The following is a 13,400-nucleotide window of genomic DNA, read 5'->3' on the forward strand; positions in this document are numbered from 1 at the left end:
AGGTTGCGTAACGTATTGCTCATTGGATTTACCCTGATGGTGGGATGAATCAGCCCAGCTCTTCGAGCAGGGACGCGAAAGCTTCGTCCGGTGCCATGACGGCATCGGCGAAGCCGATATCGACGCCGTCGGCGCCGAGAAAGGTGCCGGCCTCCGTGTCACGCACGACGGCCGTTTTGAGATCGCGATTGCGGGCGACGGTTTTGACGAAGATCTCGCCCATCTTGTCGACGTCGGACTGAAAGCGCGCGAGCGCCTCTTTCGACAGCGGATTGAATTCGTTGCCGTCGGCTTTCTTCGCACCGTAATGAATAAGGGTGACGTCGATGCCGGCTTTCGAAAGTGCCTGCGACATGTCGACGTGCATGCAGATCACACCCACGCTGCCGGTACCGCCCGTGCGCGGGACGATAATTCTGTCAGCGGCGCTTGCGATCGCGTAGGCGGCCGAATAGGCGCTCTCGGTGAGGACGGCCCAGATCGGTTTGCGTCCGCGTGCCTCATAGATCGCGTCGACCAAATCGAAGCAGCCCGCCACTTCGCCGCCCGGGGAGTCGATATCAAGCATGATCGCGCGCACATCCGGATCGCCGAGCGCCATGCTCAGCAGCGCGCGAATGCCGTCGTAACCCGTCATGCCGGAATAGGGCTCCAGCATGCCGAGCTTGTGCACGAGCGTGCCTTCGATCGGAATGCGAGCCACGCCCTGCGCAACGTCATAGGGCTTGTACTGCGCTTCTTCGCTATCGTCCTCGGCATCGAGAAACGCGCGCGCGCCGCCGTTCGTCAGCTCGAGCGTCGTGCCGTCGCCGCGAAAGAGATGCGAGATGCCGAAGCGGTCCGCGAGCGCGGCCATCACGACTTCTGCCTTGTGCGGCAGGATCGCTATCGGCACATTGAAAAGCCGCGTGGCAAGGTGGGGATAGTTGATCATGCTGCCTTTGGCTCTTCGGGAGGTTCGTCGGTACGCGAGGCAAGTTCGGCGCCGCCCCATTCGGGCAGCGGCATGCCGCGCTCCCTGAATGCCTGGATCTCGATCTGCCGCTGATCGATGACTTCTTCCCAGTCCAGGCCCTGCTCGGCCGCTTCCTGCTTAAGTGTGGTGAGCGCGGCATCCATCTTGAGAATGGAGCCCTGCGGCTCTTTGACAGGATCAACCCAGCCACGCGCGGGCCCGAGCCACGAGCACGCCGCGTACGCTGTCGCTGCCTCAATGAAGTCGGGCGCGCCCTTCGGCAGCGGCAGCTCGTCGTTCTCCATCGATTCGCGGAGCCACACTGCATACATGGGCGTCGCGGTGCCGGCCGAAAAATCCAGCCGACGGCGGATCAGCGTCTTCCAACCCTCGAGCATCGAGCCGCGCATGTTCGAGTAATTGCTTCTCGACCAGTCCTGCGTGACCTGCTCGATCGGTACGCCAAGCGCCGAGGCGACGCAGCCCTGCATCTCGTGCACGAACTCCGTAAAGCCGTTGTGCGGGTGATCGGACGTCAGTGCCTTGATCTCCTCGCCCGGCGCGAGAGCCGGCACACGCACGCCGTTGAACATGGCCGGGCGCTCATCGTTCCAGTCCTTTCGCAGGCTCTGATAGAACTTGAGTTCCTGATCGCCCCCGAGCGCATCCTGCACTTCGGCCGGATCGTATGGGCTCGTGACATACGTGCCGATCGACGCAGCGAGCGCGGCGGCCTGCAACTCGATCCCGTAGTAGCGCGCGAGCATCTTCGCGTGCGCCAGCACCGGAATGAACACGCCGATACCACGGTTCTGGCCAGCGCGATCGCGGTCATAGTCGTGAATCACGCGCCGCCAGCCGTCGTCATCTTCGCGCTCGACACGCTCCCACTCCATGCTCTCGACGGCGTTGTACCAGTCGTTCTGGTGCGCACGGCGGATGTGATACGCGATCGGCACGCCGTCATCGTCGACCTCGACGCCTCCGCGCAAGTGCCTCGTATCGACCATCTGCATGGGGTTCGACAGGCGGTCCGGGTCCACGACGAGATAGCACGTCGCGTAATGTGCGGCGCCGCGGTCGACGCGCTCGGGCTTCCAGTAGTTGACGATCAGATCTTCGCCGTCGATCAGCTTGTGACGCAGCGCAAGACGCAGCTGCTGCGAGACGGTGAGCTGCCGCGACACGTCGTTGTAACGGCCAAGGTCGTTCGAGAACAGGCGCCAGCGCGCCTCGGCAGCGCTCGCGAATTCCTTCGCCCACTGGATATCGAAGTTCGCCCCGCTGATCAGACGCAGCGCGCGATAGTCGGGCGCTGCGGACAGGCGCAGCGAAGCGCCGATCGCGTTGTCGAGTATCCTGGTGATACCACCGCTCGACCGCCCGTCATTGCGAACCTGATCGCGCGAGCGCGCGACCATCCGATCGCGGAATTGCGTGATCTCCGCATCGGGCGAACGGATCCATGGCAGCCACGCGCCCATCTCCTGCGTCTGCCATTCCGCGGCCTGGTACGGAAAATACGCGGCGCCAATCTGGCTGCCGAGAGGCATACCGTTCGGATACTCGCCGCGCGCACGACGAATGGGATTACCTCGCACGTCGACGAGCGTGATGTCTTTACCCATCAGAACACCGGCGTGATGTAGCGGCGGCGATTGATACAGACGCCCGGGTTGAGCGCCTGTTGCAGCTCGGCGATCAACATGCGCAGGTTGGCCATGCTTGTCTGCTGAAACGTCACGCTCCTCGAACCGTCGCCCTGCGCGTACGACACCGTGACGGCCTTCTCACCCGTGCGTAGATCGATCAGGGCCTGCTGCGCCTGGGCGAGCGCGGCCTGCAGCTGCGCATCGCTCATGCCGTAGTACGGCGAGCTGAGATCTGTAGTGGCCATAGGATTTAGCGAAAACGGTGAACAGCGGATTTCGACTTCTGCTGCGCGGTGCCGGAGCCCAACGTCGATTGCGGCGCGCTCGGCGCCGGTGTGGCCGATCCCGCGATCAGGGATGTGTTCGAGTCCCACGGCGCCGCCCACGACGGCGGCTTATTCCAGTCGATCTGCGACAGGCCGTGGAGATGCGCCATCACGTGCGTGAGCACCATCAGATCGAGCGCCTCGTTCCGGCGGCTCTTGATGGCCTTCTCCCATCGCCCGTTCTTCGCGCGCGTCTCGGCGGTCAGCTGCTCGAACCAGACGTGAGGTTCTTCGGGAGAGCGCAGCGCATATGGAAAATGCACGTACCACTCGCCGATCTCGGCCGACTGGAGCTGCCCCGACAGATCGTCCTTGAAGCTGTTCGGGTTGAACTGCGCAACGGGGACGGTGCCGCCGGCGGCCGCGCGGTTCGATTTGCGCGCGGTGTCCGGATACGTCACGACAAGCCGCTGCGCAAGCAACGCACTGGCGCCCTTCGTGGGAAGTACGGTCCACGCGTCGCGCCCTGCGATCCTGCCGATCAGGCGGACAATGCCGTCCATCTTTCGCCACCGTCGCCACGCGGAATACGCCTGCTGCGTCACGCCCGCTTCGCCGCCGCTATCGAAGCCGAAAGCGCGAATCGGCATCCGGCGCCGCGTGCCGTCGGCCAGCGGATATGTGCGCGTGATGATCTCGAGCAGCTGGTCCCAGTCGTCGGCGTTCGTCGCCGGATCGCCGAGCAGGCTCCCCTTCTCGATCACCCAGCTCTCGCCGTCGACGCCCCAGCCGCGCACCAGCCATTCGAAGCGCCCGCCGTTCGCGTCGACACCCGCAGTGAGGAACCGAACGCCCTCGGGGATCTCCGCGAGCTTGAGCGCCGCCTCGGCGCGCTCGGCAAGCACGTTCGCGTCGATCGATCCCGTGCCCCGCTTGGGCGAATACAGAAAGCCCCACTGCTTCGCGACGACCTGACGAAGCGTCTTGTCATCGCCGTCCACCTCATACTCGCGCTCGGCTTTCGCTTTCGCACGTGCGAGGCCACCGATGCCGCCCAGGATGAACGGCGACATGGCGCCGACGATCCAGAACCCAGCACTGTCGCGCGCCGCGAGCTCGCCGGTCACGACGCCGTCCTGCGAGATCTCCTGCCCATCGCCGACCCACCCGCCGAATGGCGAGCGGTACGCAGCGAGGTTCATGGCGCGCCGCTCGCGGTCCTCGATCAGACAGCCGTTCACCGGGCACACCAGGCGAGCCTTTTCCTGGATCTCGTCGAGGCTCCAGTCGTCCTGATAATGCAGCGTCATGTACCGTGCGGCGATTGGCACCGGGCTCGACCACGCGCCGCAGTGCGGGCACGGCCAGTACCAGACGCGTCGATCGCTATCGCCGTACAGCGCCATGATGCCGGCGGTCCAGTCACGCTCCGGAACCATTCCTCGCGCGCGGTCCGGGTGGCTCATCGCGAGCAGCATGGACTGGCGCCCGAACGTCTGGCGCCGCACGTCGAGCACAGCTTTGATGTCGCCCAGCGATTCGGGATACGCATCAACCTCGTCGGCGACGATTCTCGGCGCCGACTTGTTGATCAGGTTGTTGTCGTTTGCCGAAAGAAACTCGACACGCATCGCGTCGAACATCTTGAAGTGCAGCGAATCGTCGACAGGTTTCGACCCGAGCTTCATTGCCATCTCGGCGTGGCTTCGGATCTGCGTGTTGATCCGGCTCTTGACGAACGCCTCGAGGCCGGGGTCCGTCTGCATGTACCAGAGCATGTCGCCCGGATCGTTGGCGACCGACTTCAGCAGCCAGTTCTGCGCTATCTCCGTTTTGCCCGACTGGCCGGGCCCGACCACCACCGTCGTCAGATAGTCGAGCCGCGTGAGCGTCTCCATTGGCGCAACGAGATACGGCGCTTTCTCGTGGTGCCAGCGGCCGACAAATCCGCCACCCTGATTCGACAGCCGGCGATTCATCGCCGCGTACTGCGCCACCGTCTCGCGCTTCGGTGGTATGAATGCCGCTAAGGCCTCGCGACCGATCTGGTATGCGTCGGCGTAAGCGTGCTCAAGCATCGGGACCTAGCAGTACGTTCAGCTCGTCGACCATCGTGGCGCGCAGGTCGTCGGTCAGATCCCGGATGTCGTCCGCGTTTTCCTGCGGGAGACCGAGCTTGTCGACCACCTGGTCGGCGAGCCGGTCGAGCCCCTTGCCGAGGTGCACGAGCATCTTCGTGATCACCTGACGCATCACCTCGGCCTGCACCAGTTCGCCGCGATCGCGCCGCAGCTTGTCTTCGAGGATCTCGGCCTGCACCGCGTCGCGCCGTTGCCGCGCGCTCTGCTCACCGGCGTGAACGACGGGCTCGACACCCGCCGGCGGCACGACCGAGTACTTCGCGCCCGGGTATGGGTTGCCCGAGGCCTTCGGATCGCTGCGCTGATCGAAGTGCACGTCGGCGGAAGTCGCCGGTGCCGGCGCCGCCGCGCGCGATCCGCTTTCCAGATACGCGCGCACCGCGACGAGATCGAATGCCCAACCGCCGGCGCGGGTGCCGCGCTGCGCGATCGGGAAGTTCTCGTCGCCGTCGAGCCGACGGTCGAGCTTCGGTCGCGTCCATCCGAGCGCTTCGCAAAGCGCCGCCTTGCCGATCATCCCGTCGCTGCCCGCCGGTGTAACGACGCCCGGTGTAACGGTTTTCGCCTTCCCCCGAGTTTTGCCGCCACCGTCCGTTACACCACGCTTCCCAGACGCCGCGTGGCTTTGCGCTGCGTTTGATGCCGCCATAGGTGTAACGTGTAACGGGATTTTTTTACTCAACAGAACGGGAGAAACGGGCGCGCGCAGTGCCCGTGTGCCGGAAGGGCGCCCGGAAGGACCCGCCCCACCGTGGTGCTGACCCTCCCCGCTGCTCAAAAAACAGGCATGTCGCGCAAAGCCTTGCTGGGCGGGTCTCTCCGGGCGGTCCGCATCGCCGCTCGCATCACCGGCGGCGCGTCGCCACCGCCTTCGCCAATGCCTTGCCGAACTCGACAGGGAACGCGCGCTGCACGACCGCCTGTGCGCGGCTACCGAACTCGAGGTGCTGCCTGACAGGCTTGGCATCACCGAACCGGATCAGCAGCTTCAGGTGTCCGCTCTGATTCTGGCCGCGCAGTGCCTTCGTCTTCGCGCCTGGCGTACGCACCACCTTTGTGGGCGCGGGCCGCTGCCATACGCCGCCGATGCTTTCACCGCTGCGCGTCTTGATCGTCCCGACGAAGATGTCCGGTCTGCCTTTCAGCCTGTTGAGCGTCGTCGTCGACAGGTTGCCGTACTTGTTCAGCAGCGTCAGATCTTTGGGATTCAGCCACGTCTTGCCCGAGCCGATCAGCTTGTGTGTGCCGCCGAACTCATACGGTGCAAGGTAGGCTGCCGCGATGTCCTTGATATAGACGACGGCCTCAGGGTTGGACTTCGTCGCACCCTTCACCGCGACCGAGTTGACCGTGAACGGCGTTGGCCGATCAAAGATCTTCGGCATTGCGTCTTTCTCTGCCTTCGCCGCGAGGCGCGCGACTGCCGTGATCGTCTGTGCTATCGCGAACGGCAGCTGCTTGCGCTCAATGTCCGACAGTCCCCGTGCAACTGCCGCCGCGTTCGAGGCAACAGATATCGTGAACGGCGATGCCATGGTGAGGACATTCAGGAGGCAATCAGGCGGCCCACGCTGCCGAGCGGACGTCCGACGGCGGCTCGCTGTCGAAGTAGGGAATGGCCGGGATCTGCAGCGAATCGCGGCCGACGGGGAAGGCCTGCACCGCGATGTCGGTCGTGTCTTCCTCGTACAGACTGATCACGAGCGCGACCGTCGGCTGCGCGAAGAACGGCGCGCGCACGATGACGCTCTCGCCGAGGCGCGGGCGCGCGATCTTGGGCGTGGAGCCCTTGGGCTTCGGTTTGTTCATCGTTTTCGCCAGTTCGGAACGACCAGGGTTTACGCCGCCTTTAAAAAATCGCGGCAACCGCCACTTCCCTCGTCCATAACATTAAGAAGGATTCGCGAATGGACGCGGTATACGATAAGGACTGCACGCTGGTCGGCTGGTATCAACCTCAATCGGGCTATCTCTACGACGCCGGGATGAATTGGACCGCCTTCGTCTCGAACGGCCACGCTTTCTCTGCGGTCACCGGCAACTGGCTCGGCGCGGTGAAGAATGCGACGTTTCAGGACCAAAACGGAAAGGCTGCTTTGTGGATGCCCTCTGCTGGCGCGCCGGAAAGCGGGCTTAAGCCCCTCAAACCTCTGAAGCCCCTGAAACCGCTCAAGCCCCTCAAGCCGCTCAAACCCCTGAAGCCGCTAAAGCCTCTGCGACCGTTGAACCCGCTCGGCGGTTGGTCGCCCCTCAGTTTCGACGCGTGGAAATCGCAAAACTAACAGTTGTCGAAATGAAAAAGCCCGCGCGGGAGTGACCGTGCGGGCTATGGAGACACTTATTCACAGTGTCAGATTGACGCGTAATTTACGGTCGAAAACGGAAGTCGTCAAGCGTCAGTGTGCAGATTCGATAAACGGAAGCGTCGAAAGCATCTCGTCGGCGCGCTTCCGGGCCTTCGATTCGAGTCCGTCGACCGAACTCGCCAGATCCGGCTGCTCGATCGTCTCGTCATGGAGATGCGCCTCATCCGCGACGTCTGCAGTCGCCTCGCCCGCGGCGGCGCGCTTGCGTTTCGATGGCTTTACCTTCGGCTTCGAGCGCCCTTGAAACCACAGCTTGATGACCTGCCAATGCGCGTCGGCCGTCTTCTCCGACACCTCGCACTTAAGCGCCAGCGCCTTGATCTCGACCTTCATGCCTGCGGCCTTCTCAACCAGTCCGCGGCGCAGTTGGTAGTGCACGATGCGACCGGCGAGAACGCTCATCGCGGCTTGCGTGAGCAGGCTGATCGCTTGCTGATACTCGGGGTTCGGCGTGTATCCGGAGCAGCATGAGCGGCCGCACGCACACGGCCATGATCTCGGCGCGAATCGCGCAACGAGCACCGCGCGCTCGATATCCGTCAGCTGCTCGAGCTCGCGCCGGATCATGCCGGCCTGCCCGGCGCCGTCGTTGCCACTCAATCCCTTGCCGGTGCGCGGCGACGGTGATGCCATGCGGTCGACGAGCGAGCGGTCCGCACGCTGCATCGAATAGTTGAACGCGAATATCAGTGCGTCCTGCGGCGTGCGGAATAGTGTTTCAACCGTTTCTGTCATTGGTGGTTTCCTTGTATTGCGCACATCGCTTGCCGTATTTCCGGCCTTTTTTACAAACTCTCTTTGGCGCCTCGAGCGCATCCTTGCGCAGCACAGCGTGGATACACCCAACGCACCGCTCACCCCGCTTTTGCTCGAGCACGTCGGCAGGATCATTGAATTGCCATTGCTCGAGCTCGTCCGTCATGCGCTGTGCGCCGCTGGACCAAACACAGCCTCGGCTGCCAGATCCCGCCGAATCAATTTCCCCTGACGCATGTCGCGACGATGGTTGTCACGAGCGATGCGATGCCCTGCGACGTCCGGACGATCGCGCTTAAGCCGCTGCCACCAGTCCGCGTAGGTCTGCGCGCGCGGCTTCGGAGGTGGCTTCGGCGCGTCGATGCCTTTGCCGGCCTTGAACACCTCGACGTATTTGCCCGATGGCGATCGCGTCCATTTGCCCACGTGGATCTCGGCGCGGTTCTCCTTGATGAAGTTGGAGATCGATTGCGAACACACGCCAGCACGCGCCGCCAGCTCATCGCGTGTGGATTGCTTGCCCTTCAGAGCCTTCCAGATGGCTTTCTCAGTTGCTCGAAGAACGATTCCCGAGCCGAACAGACGTCGCACCGGCAGTTGCAGGACGTCACGACGCTTGCGCAGCGCCGGCTCCGTCCGCAAAGGCAACTCGCGAAGGATCTGCTTCGCGGTCCAGCCTTCGTCCCAGCGCTGAATCAGAATCGCGTCCTCTTCAGCGCTCCAATCCGGCATGCGCGCCGCCGACTGTCGTTGGTTATTCATCTATCTACTCCACTGATTCATCAACGGCGCCGTCACGCACGAGCGACCACTCGCGGTAACCGCGCCGCCACGTCGAAAACTTGAGCGCTCGCGGCGCATCACCCTGATCGAGCCATGCGTGGCACCAGAAGCACGCCGGCACCGTGTACCTGTCATCGGCCTTACGCGCGCCGCCCTTCCCGTGCTCGCTCTCGTTGCTGTGCGCGGGCACGATCGTTTCCTCCGGATCGCGCAGCGGACAAAGCAATGGGACGCGCAGATAGCAGATCTGGTCGCGGCAGGCATCGCGCATCTTCGCGTCGTGCCATTCGCGCTTCTTGCGCGTGCGGCGCTTGATCTCGCTGTTGCGCAGCCATTGCTTACGCGGCGTGAGGCTGCTGAACGGCGAGTGCGGCTTGCGCTTGAACTCCGTGCGCTGCAGCGGTTTCTTGCGTGTCAGCACGGCTCGCCCCGCAACTGCAGGACGTCATCAAGGCGAACACGGTTCTTGCCCGGCGGGAATTCTGGGAAGGCGGCCCGCTGGTTGAAATGCATCGGCACCGTGATCTCGACCTCGCCCGTTTCGAGGCGCGGCCATTTCTCCGGCGCCGTGATCCAGCCAGGCAAGCGCACGTACGCGGTGTACGTGATTCGTCCGCCTCGGCGCACCGTCTTGCGGAATCTCCAGCCGGGATTGGCATGCGTGCGCACGAGTTCGATCACCTCCAGCTCGAGCACGCAGGGCGGTCGGTCGCGCTGGGGCACGTCGTATACGGTGAATGCGGCCGGGATGATGAACGTCATGCGCATGCGTTGCTCCGCGATCAGCCTTCGGTGGCTTTCTTGCCGTCTTCCCCGTCGACGTCGGCCGGGTCGCGATCTTCCGCTGCACGATCTTCGGCTTCGGCTGCGTCACCGACGTCGGCATCGGTCGCAATGGCGGCGCGCGGAACGCTGTATGCGATCGCGCTCACGGACAACGTATTCAGATTCGGTTTCACGTCGTCGAACGAATGGCCGTCGTATGACAGGTAGCCGGAAAGGATGACCTGAACGTCTTTCGAATCGTCGTCGCGAAGCAGGTCGATGAAAGACCCAGCGATTGCGACAACCGGATCGCGGTCAATGCGGTGGAGCGGCTGCGACGCGACGATCGCGTCCATTTCCGAGGCGACGCGCGCCTTCGCTTCCGCTTTCGTGGGTACGGTGAAACTGATCGAGTAGCTCATGGGGATGCTCCGGGGTCGAGGGTTGTCACCAACTGCGGCTGGTGAGGTCTTCCACGCGCCAGCCATGGCGGCCGTCACGTTGAATTGCGAGAAATCGATGTGGAAACTGGGCAGCGGCGATCTTCGTCTTCGCACGCGCCTTGTCGGTCCAGCGCCCTTTCACTTCGATGAATATGAGTTCATTGGTCGCCGTGATGACCGGGAAGTCGGGCGTATAGAAGGTGTTGTCTGCGAGACGAAGCTTGAATGCCTCGAAGCGGTACCAGAGGATCTCGCCGGCATGAAGCCGCGCCGCCAGCACATGCTCATATGCAGCCTCCGTTTTGTTCATGCGGCCGGTGCCGAGGCGGCCGAGCGCTTGCATACGCTCGAGCGGCGACAGCGCCTGCGAATAGTCGACCGCGCCCCATGCCGCGATAACTTGCTGTGCGGTCTGTCCGGTTTGGGTCGCGATGCCGCGCGCGATCTTCTGCAGGGCGCCTTGGAGAGGTTCGCGGTCCGCCGACGCCAGGCGCGCCGCCGCACCCGCGATCGTCTCTGTGATGCGCGACGTGCCGATGCGGCCGTCGACGATTGCGCTCTCAGGAAAGCGGACGGTGCCCTTGCTCATCGCGACATCCAGTAGGCTGGGCCTCCGATGCCAATGGCGACTTCTTCACGTCGCTCGACCGTTTTTTCGATGCGAGCGCCGTGTTCGAGCCGGATTACTGCGAGCACGTCGCCGAGTTCAGCGATTCCCTCTGCAGGAACGTAGTGTTCCGTTGTGTGCGATATACGCGAGACGACGAACGTATAGCCTTGGCGCTCAACCTTTTGGATCTCGCGCACGACTTTCAAATCGACGTGCCCGCGCAGCGAGTAGTTGACGTGAACCGTCTTCACGCGGTCGTATGGCTCGAGACCCCACGCCGCCGGATTTGGAATCTCCCGCAAGACGCTGCCGGTTCGATCGGGAATCGTCATCGGAATGCGCTCCGGGAATTCGCATATTTCAATTTCTCCGGCTCCCATTGATTCATATGCGAGCAGCTTCTCGATCATGTCGGCACCTTCGCGCGGAGCTCGGGTCCAGAAGGGGTAATTACGAGCCAATCGGACCAGTCGAGGATGATCTTCGCTTGCGGCTGCCGTGCCGTCGCGTCGAACCAATCGGCGCCTAGGTTCTCTCGCGCCCATCGCTGTAGCGCATATGCTTCAAGGTCGGTCTCTGCAGACACCAACAGGAAGCCGTCGGCGCGGATGGTCGCTTTCATACCGGCACCCCTCCGCCAAACTTCGAAGCGGCGACCATTGAGCGCAGCTCAGCGACGGCTATCGGGCTCATTGCGACCGTGCGATCGTCAATGCGCACCATGACGTCCGTCGTACCAAAGCGCTTCCGCATCCAGCTATTCAGTTCAGCGACGAACTGCGCAGGCATAAGGCGCGCGAAATCGGGGTTGACCGTCATCCGCGGTACGTCCGCGCAAAGCGGGCTTTCAATGATCCGCACTCCAGCGAACGTCTCGACCGACCCGAGAAGTGCACGTTCTGGGCTCATGCTTCACCTCGCTTGGCGGCGCGCCGCCGTTCGTAAATCGCCTTGTTGATCTGTGTGCCGCCGAAACCGTCTTTCGGGGCGATGCCTTCGCCACAGTGCGGGCAGCACGGCACCATCGTGCGGCTGCGCCACGCACGCTCGATGCGGCGCGCCGCCAGCAACGAGATGCCCTGTTCCTGCGCGTTCCGGAGTTCGTTCTCGCCGCGACTCAGCTTCGCGATCGCGCGCTGGTAGTACTCGACGAAGTGGCCGAGCGCCCAGTACGGCGACAGCTGCACGCCGCAGTCGTCGCATTTCACGATGTCACCGTTGTCGTCGAGCGTGACGTGCATGTGGCGACATTCGCCGGCGGCGCGCACATAACTGCTCTTGCGCGCGACGCGCAGTGCGTCGATATCGATGACGTTGCTCAAAACAGCCTCCCCGTCAGCACCGTCCAGATCGTTCGCCAGAATCCCGGCTTGCTCTCGCGCGGCGGCCGCTTCTCCCACAGATCTCCATGCGGCCCGCACGGGCCAGTAAGGCTGCGCATCGTCGCGCACGTGCTCCCCCAGCCGTTGATCGGATCGAGCGGAGAAATCGGATGACGGCAAGCCATGGGCAGATTCGCAGGCGGGTTCAGCCCTGCGTGGCGACATGTCACGCACGTGCGCGGCGGCGCGCTGGGTTCGAACTCAGGACGCATAGTCGTCAACCGGCATGAGAGCGTCGCCGAACGTCTGGCGCGCGAACTGGTAAAGGTCGAGAGCGTTAAAACGCGTGGCATCCGCCAGCACGAATTCGGCGGCGCGCCGATCGTTCGAGGCTTTGACGACGAGCACGCGGTAGTAGCGCCAATCCTCGTCAGGCTTGCGCGGCTTCACGTTGAGCTCGGCGGCGCGGCGATCGACACCTTCGGGCGTGAGGTGCCACTCGGCGGCGTCAAAACCGGGTCTCGGGGTTGGCGACGCGTTGTCCGGCGCAAGCACCGCAGCGACAAAAGTGGCAACGAAGCCGACGTACGTCGGACGATCGTCGGTGTCGCGCTTGCGCGCCGCCGCGGCCGCTGCGTGTGCGCTGCGCAGTTGGTCTGCAGTCAAGCCGTCGGCTACCCAGCGCAGCACATGCACGCGATCTCGGCTGCGGTCGATCGTCAGGTCTTTGCCTCGATCGCGCTCCAGGGCAATGAGCAACTCAGTGAGTTCTGCCTCGGATGCGGTTTCGGGTTTGCTTATTTTTTCAACAGCAGCGGCAGCCGTGTTTTCGCACGCGTCTGCTGCTGCTTTAGTTGAAGGGTTAACTGCAGTATTAGACTGAACGTCCTTCAGTGCCTTTTTGTCGTTAGGTTCAGTGCCTTCCGGAACGACGTTCAGTGCCTTTTCCGAAGGTACTGAACCTCCTTCAGCGCCTTTATCCACAGGGCACTGAACGTCCTTCAGTGCCTTTTTATTGCGCCCTTTTTTCATAGGCACTGAACGTCCTTCAGTGCCTTCTTCGGCACGATCCGGGACCTCGAAACCTTCCGGAATGCGCGGGAAGTACTCATGGCGAGCCCACTTCTGCTTGCCGTAACCGTGCTTGCGTACGATGAACCAACCCAGCTCGGCGGCGACGGCGAGGTGCGTGCAGACCGATCGCTCCGAAAGACCGGTCTCTTCCGCCAGCATTGCTGTCGACGGGAAGCAGTCCTCGCCAAGGTCATTCAGATGGCACGACAGTGTGAGTAGCACGTGCCGCGTCGTGGGCGGGAGCGCCGACTTGATAATGGCGTGGCG

21 protein-coding genes are annotated in these 13,400 nt (G+C 63.3%); 1 reads left to right on the top strand and 20 read right to left on the bottom strand.

Going from position 1 to position 13,400, the window contains the following annotated elements; translation table 11 throughout:
- Positions 1-49: 49 nt before the first annotated feature.
- The 7 genes from PPGU16_RS08945 to PPGU16_RS08975 form a co-directional block, all read right to left on the bottom strand.
- Entirely contained in the window at positions 50-934 is an 885-nt protein-coding gene (locus tag PPGU16_RS08945; RefSeq protein WP_180719671.1) for a S49 family peptidase, read from the bottom strand.
- On the bottom strand, positions 931-2,583 hold the full coding sequence (locus PPGU16_RS08950) for a phage portal protein (protein WP_180719672.1): 1,653 nt from the start codon (positions 2,581-2,583) through the stop codon (positions 931-933). The genes PPGU16_RS08945 and PPGU16_RS08950 overlap by 4 nt, the downstream gene beginning before the upstream one ends.
- Positions 2,583-2,852 carry a gpW family head-tail joining protein gene (gene gpW / locus PPGU16_RS08955; RefSeq protein ID WP_180719673.1) on the bottom strand — a complete coding sequence of 90 codons (270 nt, stop codon included), beginning with the start codon at positions 2,850-2,852 and terminating at the stop codon, positions 2,583-2,585. Before gpW ends, PPGU16_RS08950 begins: the two co-directional genes overlap by 1 nt.
- 5 nt (positions 2,853-2,857) lie before the next feature.
- Entirely contained in the window at positions 2,858-4,951 is a 2,094-nt protein-coding gene (locus PPGU16_RS08960; protein ID WP_180719674.1) for a terminase gpA endonuclease subunit, read from the bottom strand.
- Positions 4,944-5,663 carry a DUF1441 family protein gene (locus PPGU16_RS08965; protein WP_180719675.1) on the bottom strand — a complete coding sequence of 240 codons (720 nt, stop codon included), beginning with the start codon at positions 5,661-5,663 and terminating at the stop codon, positions 4,944-4,946. Before PPGU16_RS08965 ends, PPGU16_RS08960 begins: the two co-directional genes overlap by 8 nt.
- A 196-nt stretch (positions 5,664-5,859) precedes the next feature.
- The gene (locus PPGU16_RS08970; RefSeq protein ID WP_180719676.1) at positions 5,860-6,549 is read right to left on the bottom strand and encodes a hypothetical protein; all 690 of its coding nucleotides are present in this window, start codon (positions 6,547-6,549) and stop codon (positions 5,860-5,862) included.
- Positions 6,550-6,571: 22 nt separating this feature from the next.
- A complete protein-coding gene (locus PPGU16_RS08975) occupies positions 6,572-6,823 on the bottom strand; it encodes a hypothetical protein (RefSeq protein ID WP_180719677.1) in 252 nt (83 codons plus the stop codon).
- A gap of 98 nt (positions 6,824-6,921) precedes the next feature.
- Between PPGU16_RS08975 and PPGU16_RS08980 the strand changes: the two genes are divergently transcribed.
- Positions 6,922-7,296, top strand: a complete 375-nt coding sequence (locus PPGU16_RS08980) for a 4-fold beta flower protein (protein ID WP_180719678.1) — start codon at positions 6,922-6,924, stop codon at positions 7,294-7,296.
- A 114-nt stretch (positions 7,297-7,410) separates the two neighbouring features.
- Here PPGU16_RS08980 and PPGU16_RS08985 read toward each other — a convergent pair whose 3' ends face one another.
- The 13 genes from PPGU16_RS08985 to PPGU16_RS09045 all read right to left on the bottom strand — a co-directional run bounded on the left by PPGU16_RS08985 (position 7,411) and on the right by PPGU16_RS09045 (position 13,355).
- Positions 7,411-8,115: a hypothetical protein gene (locus tag PPGU16_RS08985; protein ID WP_180719679.1), complete on the bottom strand. Its 705-nt coding sequence runs from the start codon at positions 8,113-8,115 to the stop codon at positions 7,411-7,413.
- Positions 8,099-8,302: a hypothetical protein gene (locus PPGU16_RS08990; protein ID WP_180719680.1), complete on the bottom strand. Its 204-nt coding sequence runs from the start codon at positions 8,300-8,302 to the stop codon at positions 8,099-8,101. Before PPGU16_RS08990 ends, PPGU16_RS08985 begins: the two co-directional genes overlap by 17 nt.
- A complete protein-coding gene (locus tag PPGU16_RS08995) occupies positions 8,299-8,868 on the bottom strand; it encodes a hypothetical protein (RefSeq protein ID WP_180719681.1) in 570 nt (189 codons plus the stop codon). The genes PPGU16_RS08990 and PPGU16_RS08995 overlap by 4 nt, the downstream gene beginning before the upstream one ends.
- Before the next feature lie 34 nt (positions 8,869-8,902).
- Complete coding sequence (locus tag PPGU16_RS09000) at positions 8,903-9,340, bottom strand: hypothetical protein (RefSeq protein ID WP_243460517.1); 438 nt, start codon at positions 9,338-9,340, stop codon at positions 8,903-8,905.
- Complete coding sequence (locus tag PPGU16_RS09005) at positions 9,334-9,687, bottom strand: hypothetical protein (protein ID WP_180719682.1); 354 nt, start codon at positions 9,685-9,687, stop codon at positions 9,334-9,336. The genes PPGU16_RS09000 and PPGU16_RS09005 overlap by 7 nt, the downstream gene beginning before the upstream one ends.
- 14 nt (positions 9,688-9,701) lie before the next feature.
- The gene (locus PPGU16_RS09010) at positions 9,702-10,106 is read right to left on the bottom strand and encodes a hypothetical protein (protein WP_180719683.1); all 405 of its coding nucleotides are present in this window, start codon (positions 10,104-10,106) and stop codon (positions 9,702-9,704) included.
- 25 nt (positions 10,107-10,131) lie between these two features.
- A complete protein-coding gene (locus PPGU16_RS42635; RefSeq protein ID WP_243460518.1) occupies positions 10,132-10,716 on the bottom strand; it encodes a PDDEXK family nuclease in 585 nt (194 codons plus the stop codon).
- Complete coding sequence (locus tag PPGU16_RS09020) at positions 10,713-11,147, bottom strand: hypothetical protein (protein ID WP_180719684.1); 435 nt, start codon at positions 11,145-11,147, stop codon at positions 10,713-10,715. The genes PPGU16_RS42635 and PPGU16_RS09020 overlap by 4 nt, the downstream gene beginning before the upstream one ends.
- Positions 11,144-11,359, bottom strand: coding sequence for a hypothetical protein (locus PPGU16_RS09025; RefSeq protein ID WP_180719685.1), 216 nt, complete (start codon positions 11,357-11,359; stop codon positions 11,144-11,146). The genes PPGU16_RS09020 and PPGU16_RS09025 overlap by 4 nt, the downstream gene beginning before the upstream one ends.
- Entirely contained in the window at positions 11,356-11,646 is a 291-nt protein-coding gene (locus PPGU16_RS09030) for a hypothetical protein (RefSeq protein ID WP_180719686.1), read from the bottom strand. The genes PPGU16_RS09025 and PPGU16_RS09030 overlap by 4 nt, the downstream gene beginning before the upstream one ends.
- On the bottom strand, positions 11,643-12,059 hold the full coding sequence (locus PPGU16_RS09035; protein WP_180719687.1) for a hypothetical protein: 417 nt from the start codon (positions 12,057-12,059) through the stop codon (positions 11,643-11,645). Before PPGU16_RS09035 ends, PPGU16_RS09030 begins: the two co-directional genes overlap by 4 nt.
- Positions 12,056-12,244: a hypothetical protein gene (locus PPGU16_RS09040; RefSeq protein ID WP_180719688.1), complete on the bottom strand. Its 189-nt coding sequence runs from the start codon at positions 12,242-12,244 to the stop codon at positions 12,056-12,058. Before PPGU16_RS09040 ends, PPGU16_RS09035 begins: the two co-directional genes overlap by 4 nt.
- Positions 12,245-12,320: 76 nt before the next feature.
- Positions 12,321-13,355 (bottom strand): helix-turn-helix domain-containing protein, encoded by a 1,035-nt coding sequence (locus PPGU16_RS09045; protein ID WP_180719689.1) that lies wholly within the window; start codon positions 13,353-13,355, stop codon positions 12,321-12,323.
- Positions 13,356-13,400 lie beyond the last annotated feature (45 nt).

The sequence above is a fragment of the Paraburkholderia largidicola genome (genome assembly GCF_013426895.1).
Taxonomy (GTDB): Bacteria; Pseudomonadota; Gammaproteobacteria; order Burkholderiales; family Burkholderiaceae; genus Paraburkholderia; species Paraburkholderia largidicola.

What these genes read in the sequence shown, in the direction of transcription:
- PPGU16_RS08945 (WP_180719671.1), bottom strand. Translation starts at nt 934, where the DNA reads ATGATCAACTATCCCCACCTTGCCACGCGGCTTTTCAATGTGCCGATA.
- PPGU16_RS08950 (WP_180719672.1), bottom strand. Translation starts at nt 2,583, where the DNA reads ATGGGTAAAGACATCACGCTCGTCGACGTGCGAGGTAATCCCATTCGT.
- gpW (WP_180719673.1), bottom strand. Translation starts at nt 2,852, where the DNA reads ATGGCCACTACAGATCTCAGCTCGCCGTACTACGGCATGAGCGATGCG.
- PPGU16_RS08960 (WP_180719674.1), bottom strand. Translation starts at nt 4,951, where the DNA reads ATGCTTGAGCACGCTTACGCCGACGCATACCAGATCGGTCGCGAGGCC.
- PPGU16_RS08965 (WP_180719675.1), bottom strand. Translation starts at nt 5,663, where the DNA reads ATGGCGGCATCAAACGCAGCGCAAAGCCACGCGGCGTCTGGGAAGCGT.
- PPGU16_RS08970 (WP_180719676.1), bottom strand. Translation starts at nt 6,549, where the DNA reads ATGGCATCGCCGTTCACGATATCTGTTGCCTCGAACGCGGCGGCAGTT.
- PPGU16_RS08975 (WP_180719677.1), bottom strand. Translation starts at nt 6,823, where the DNA reads ATGAACAAACCGAAGCCCAAGGGCTCCACGCCCAAGATCGCGCGCCCG.
- PPGU16_RS08980 (WP_180719678.1), top strand. Translation starts at nt 6,922, where the DNA reads ATGGACGCGGTATACGATAAGGACTGCACGCTGGTCGGCTGGTATCAA.
- PPGU16_RS08985 (WP_180719679.1), bottom strand. Translation starts at nt 8,115, where the DNA reads ATGACAGAAACGGTTGAAACACTATTCCGCACGCCGCAGGACGCACTG.
- PPGU16_RS08990 (WP_180719680.1), bottom strand. Translation starts at nt 8,302, where the DNA reads ATGACGGACGAGCTCGAGCAATGGCAATTCAATGATCCTGCCGACGTG.
- PPGU16_RS08995 (WP_180719681.1), bottom strand. Translation starts at nt 8,868, where the DNA reads ATGCCGGATTGGAGCGCTGAAGAGGACGCGATTCTGATTCAGCGCTGG.
- PPGU16_RS09005 (WP_180719682.1), bottom strand. Translation starts at nt 9,687, where the DNA reads ATGCGCATGACGTTCATCATCCCGGCCGCATTCACCGTATACGACGTG.
- PPGU16_RS09010 (WP_180719683.1), bottom strand. Translation starts at nt 10,106, where the DNA reads ATGAGCTACTCGATCAGTTTCACCGTACCCACGAAAGCGGAAGCGAAG.
- PPGU16_RS42635 (WP_243460518.1), bottom strand. Translation starts at nt 10,716, where the DNA reads ATGAGCAAGGGCACCGTCCGCTTTCCTGAGAGCGCAATCGTCGACGGC.
- PPGU16_RS09020 (WP_180719684.1), bottom strand. Translation starts at nt 11,147, where the DNA reads ATGATCGAGAAGCTGCTCGCATATGAATCAATGGGAGCCGGAGAAATT.
- PPGU16_RS09025 (WP_180719685.1), bottom strand. Translation starts at nt 11,359, where the DNA reads ATGAAAGCGACCATCCGCGCCGACGGCTTCCTGTTGGTGTCTGCAGAG.
- PPGU16_RS09030 (WP_180719686.1), bottom strand. Translation starts at nt 11,646, where the DNA reads ATGAGCCCAGAACGTGCACTTCTCGGGTCGGTCGAGACGTTCGCTGGA.
- PPGU16_RS09040 (WP_180719688.1), bottom strand. Translation starts at nt 12,244, where the DNA reads ATGGCTTGCCGTCATCCGATTTCTCCGCTCGATCCGATCAACGGCTGG.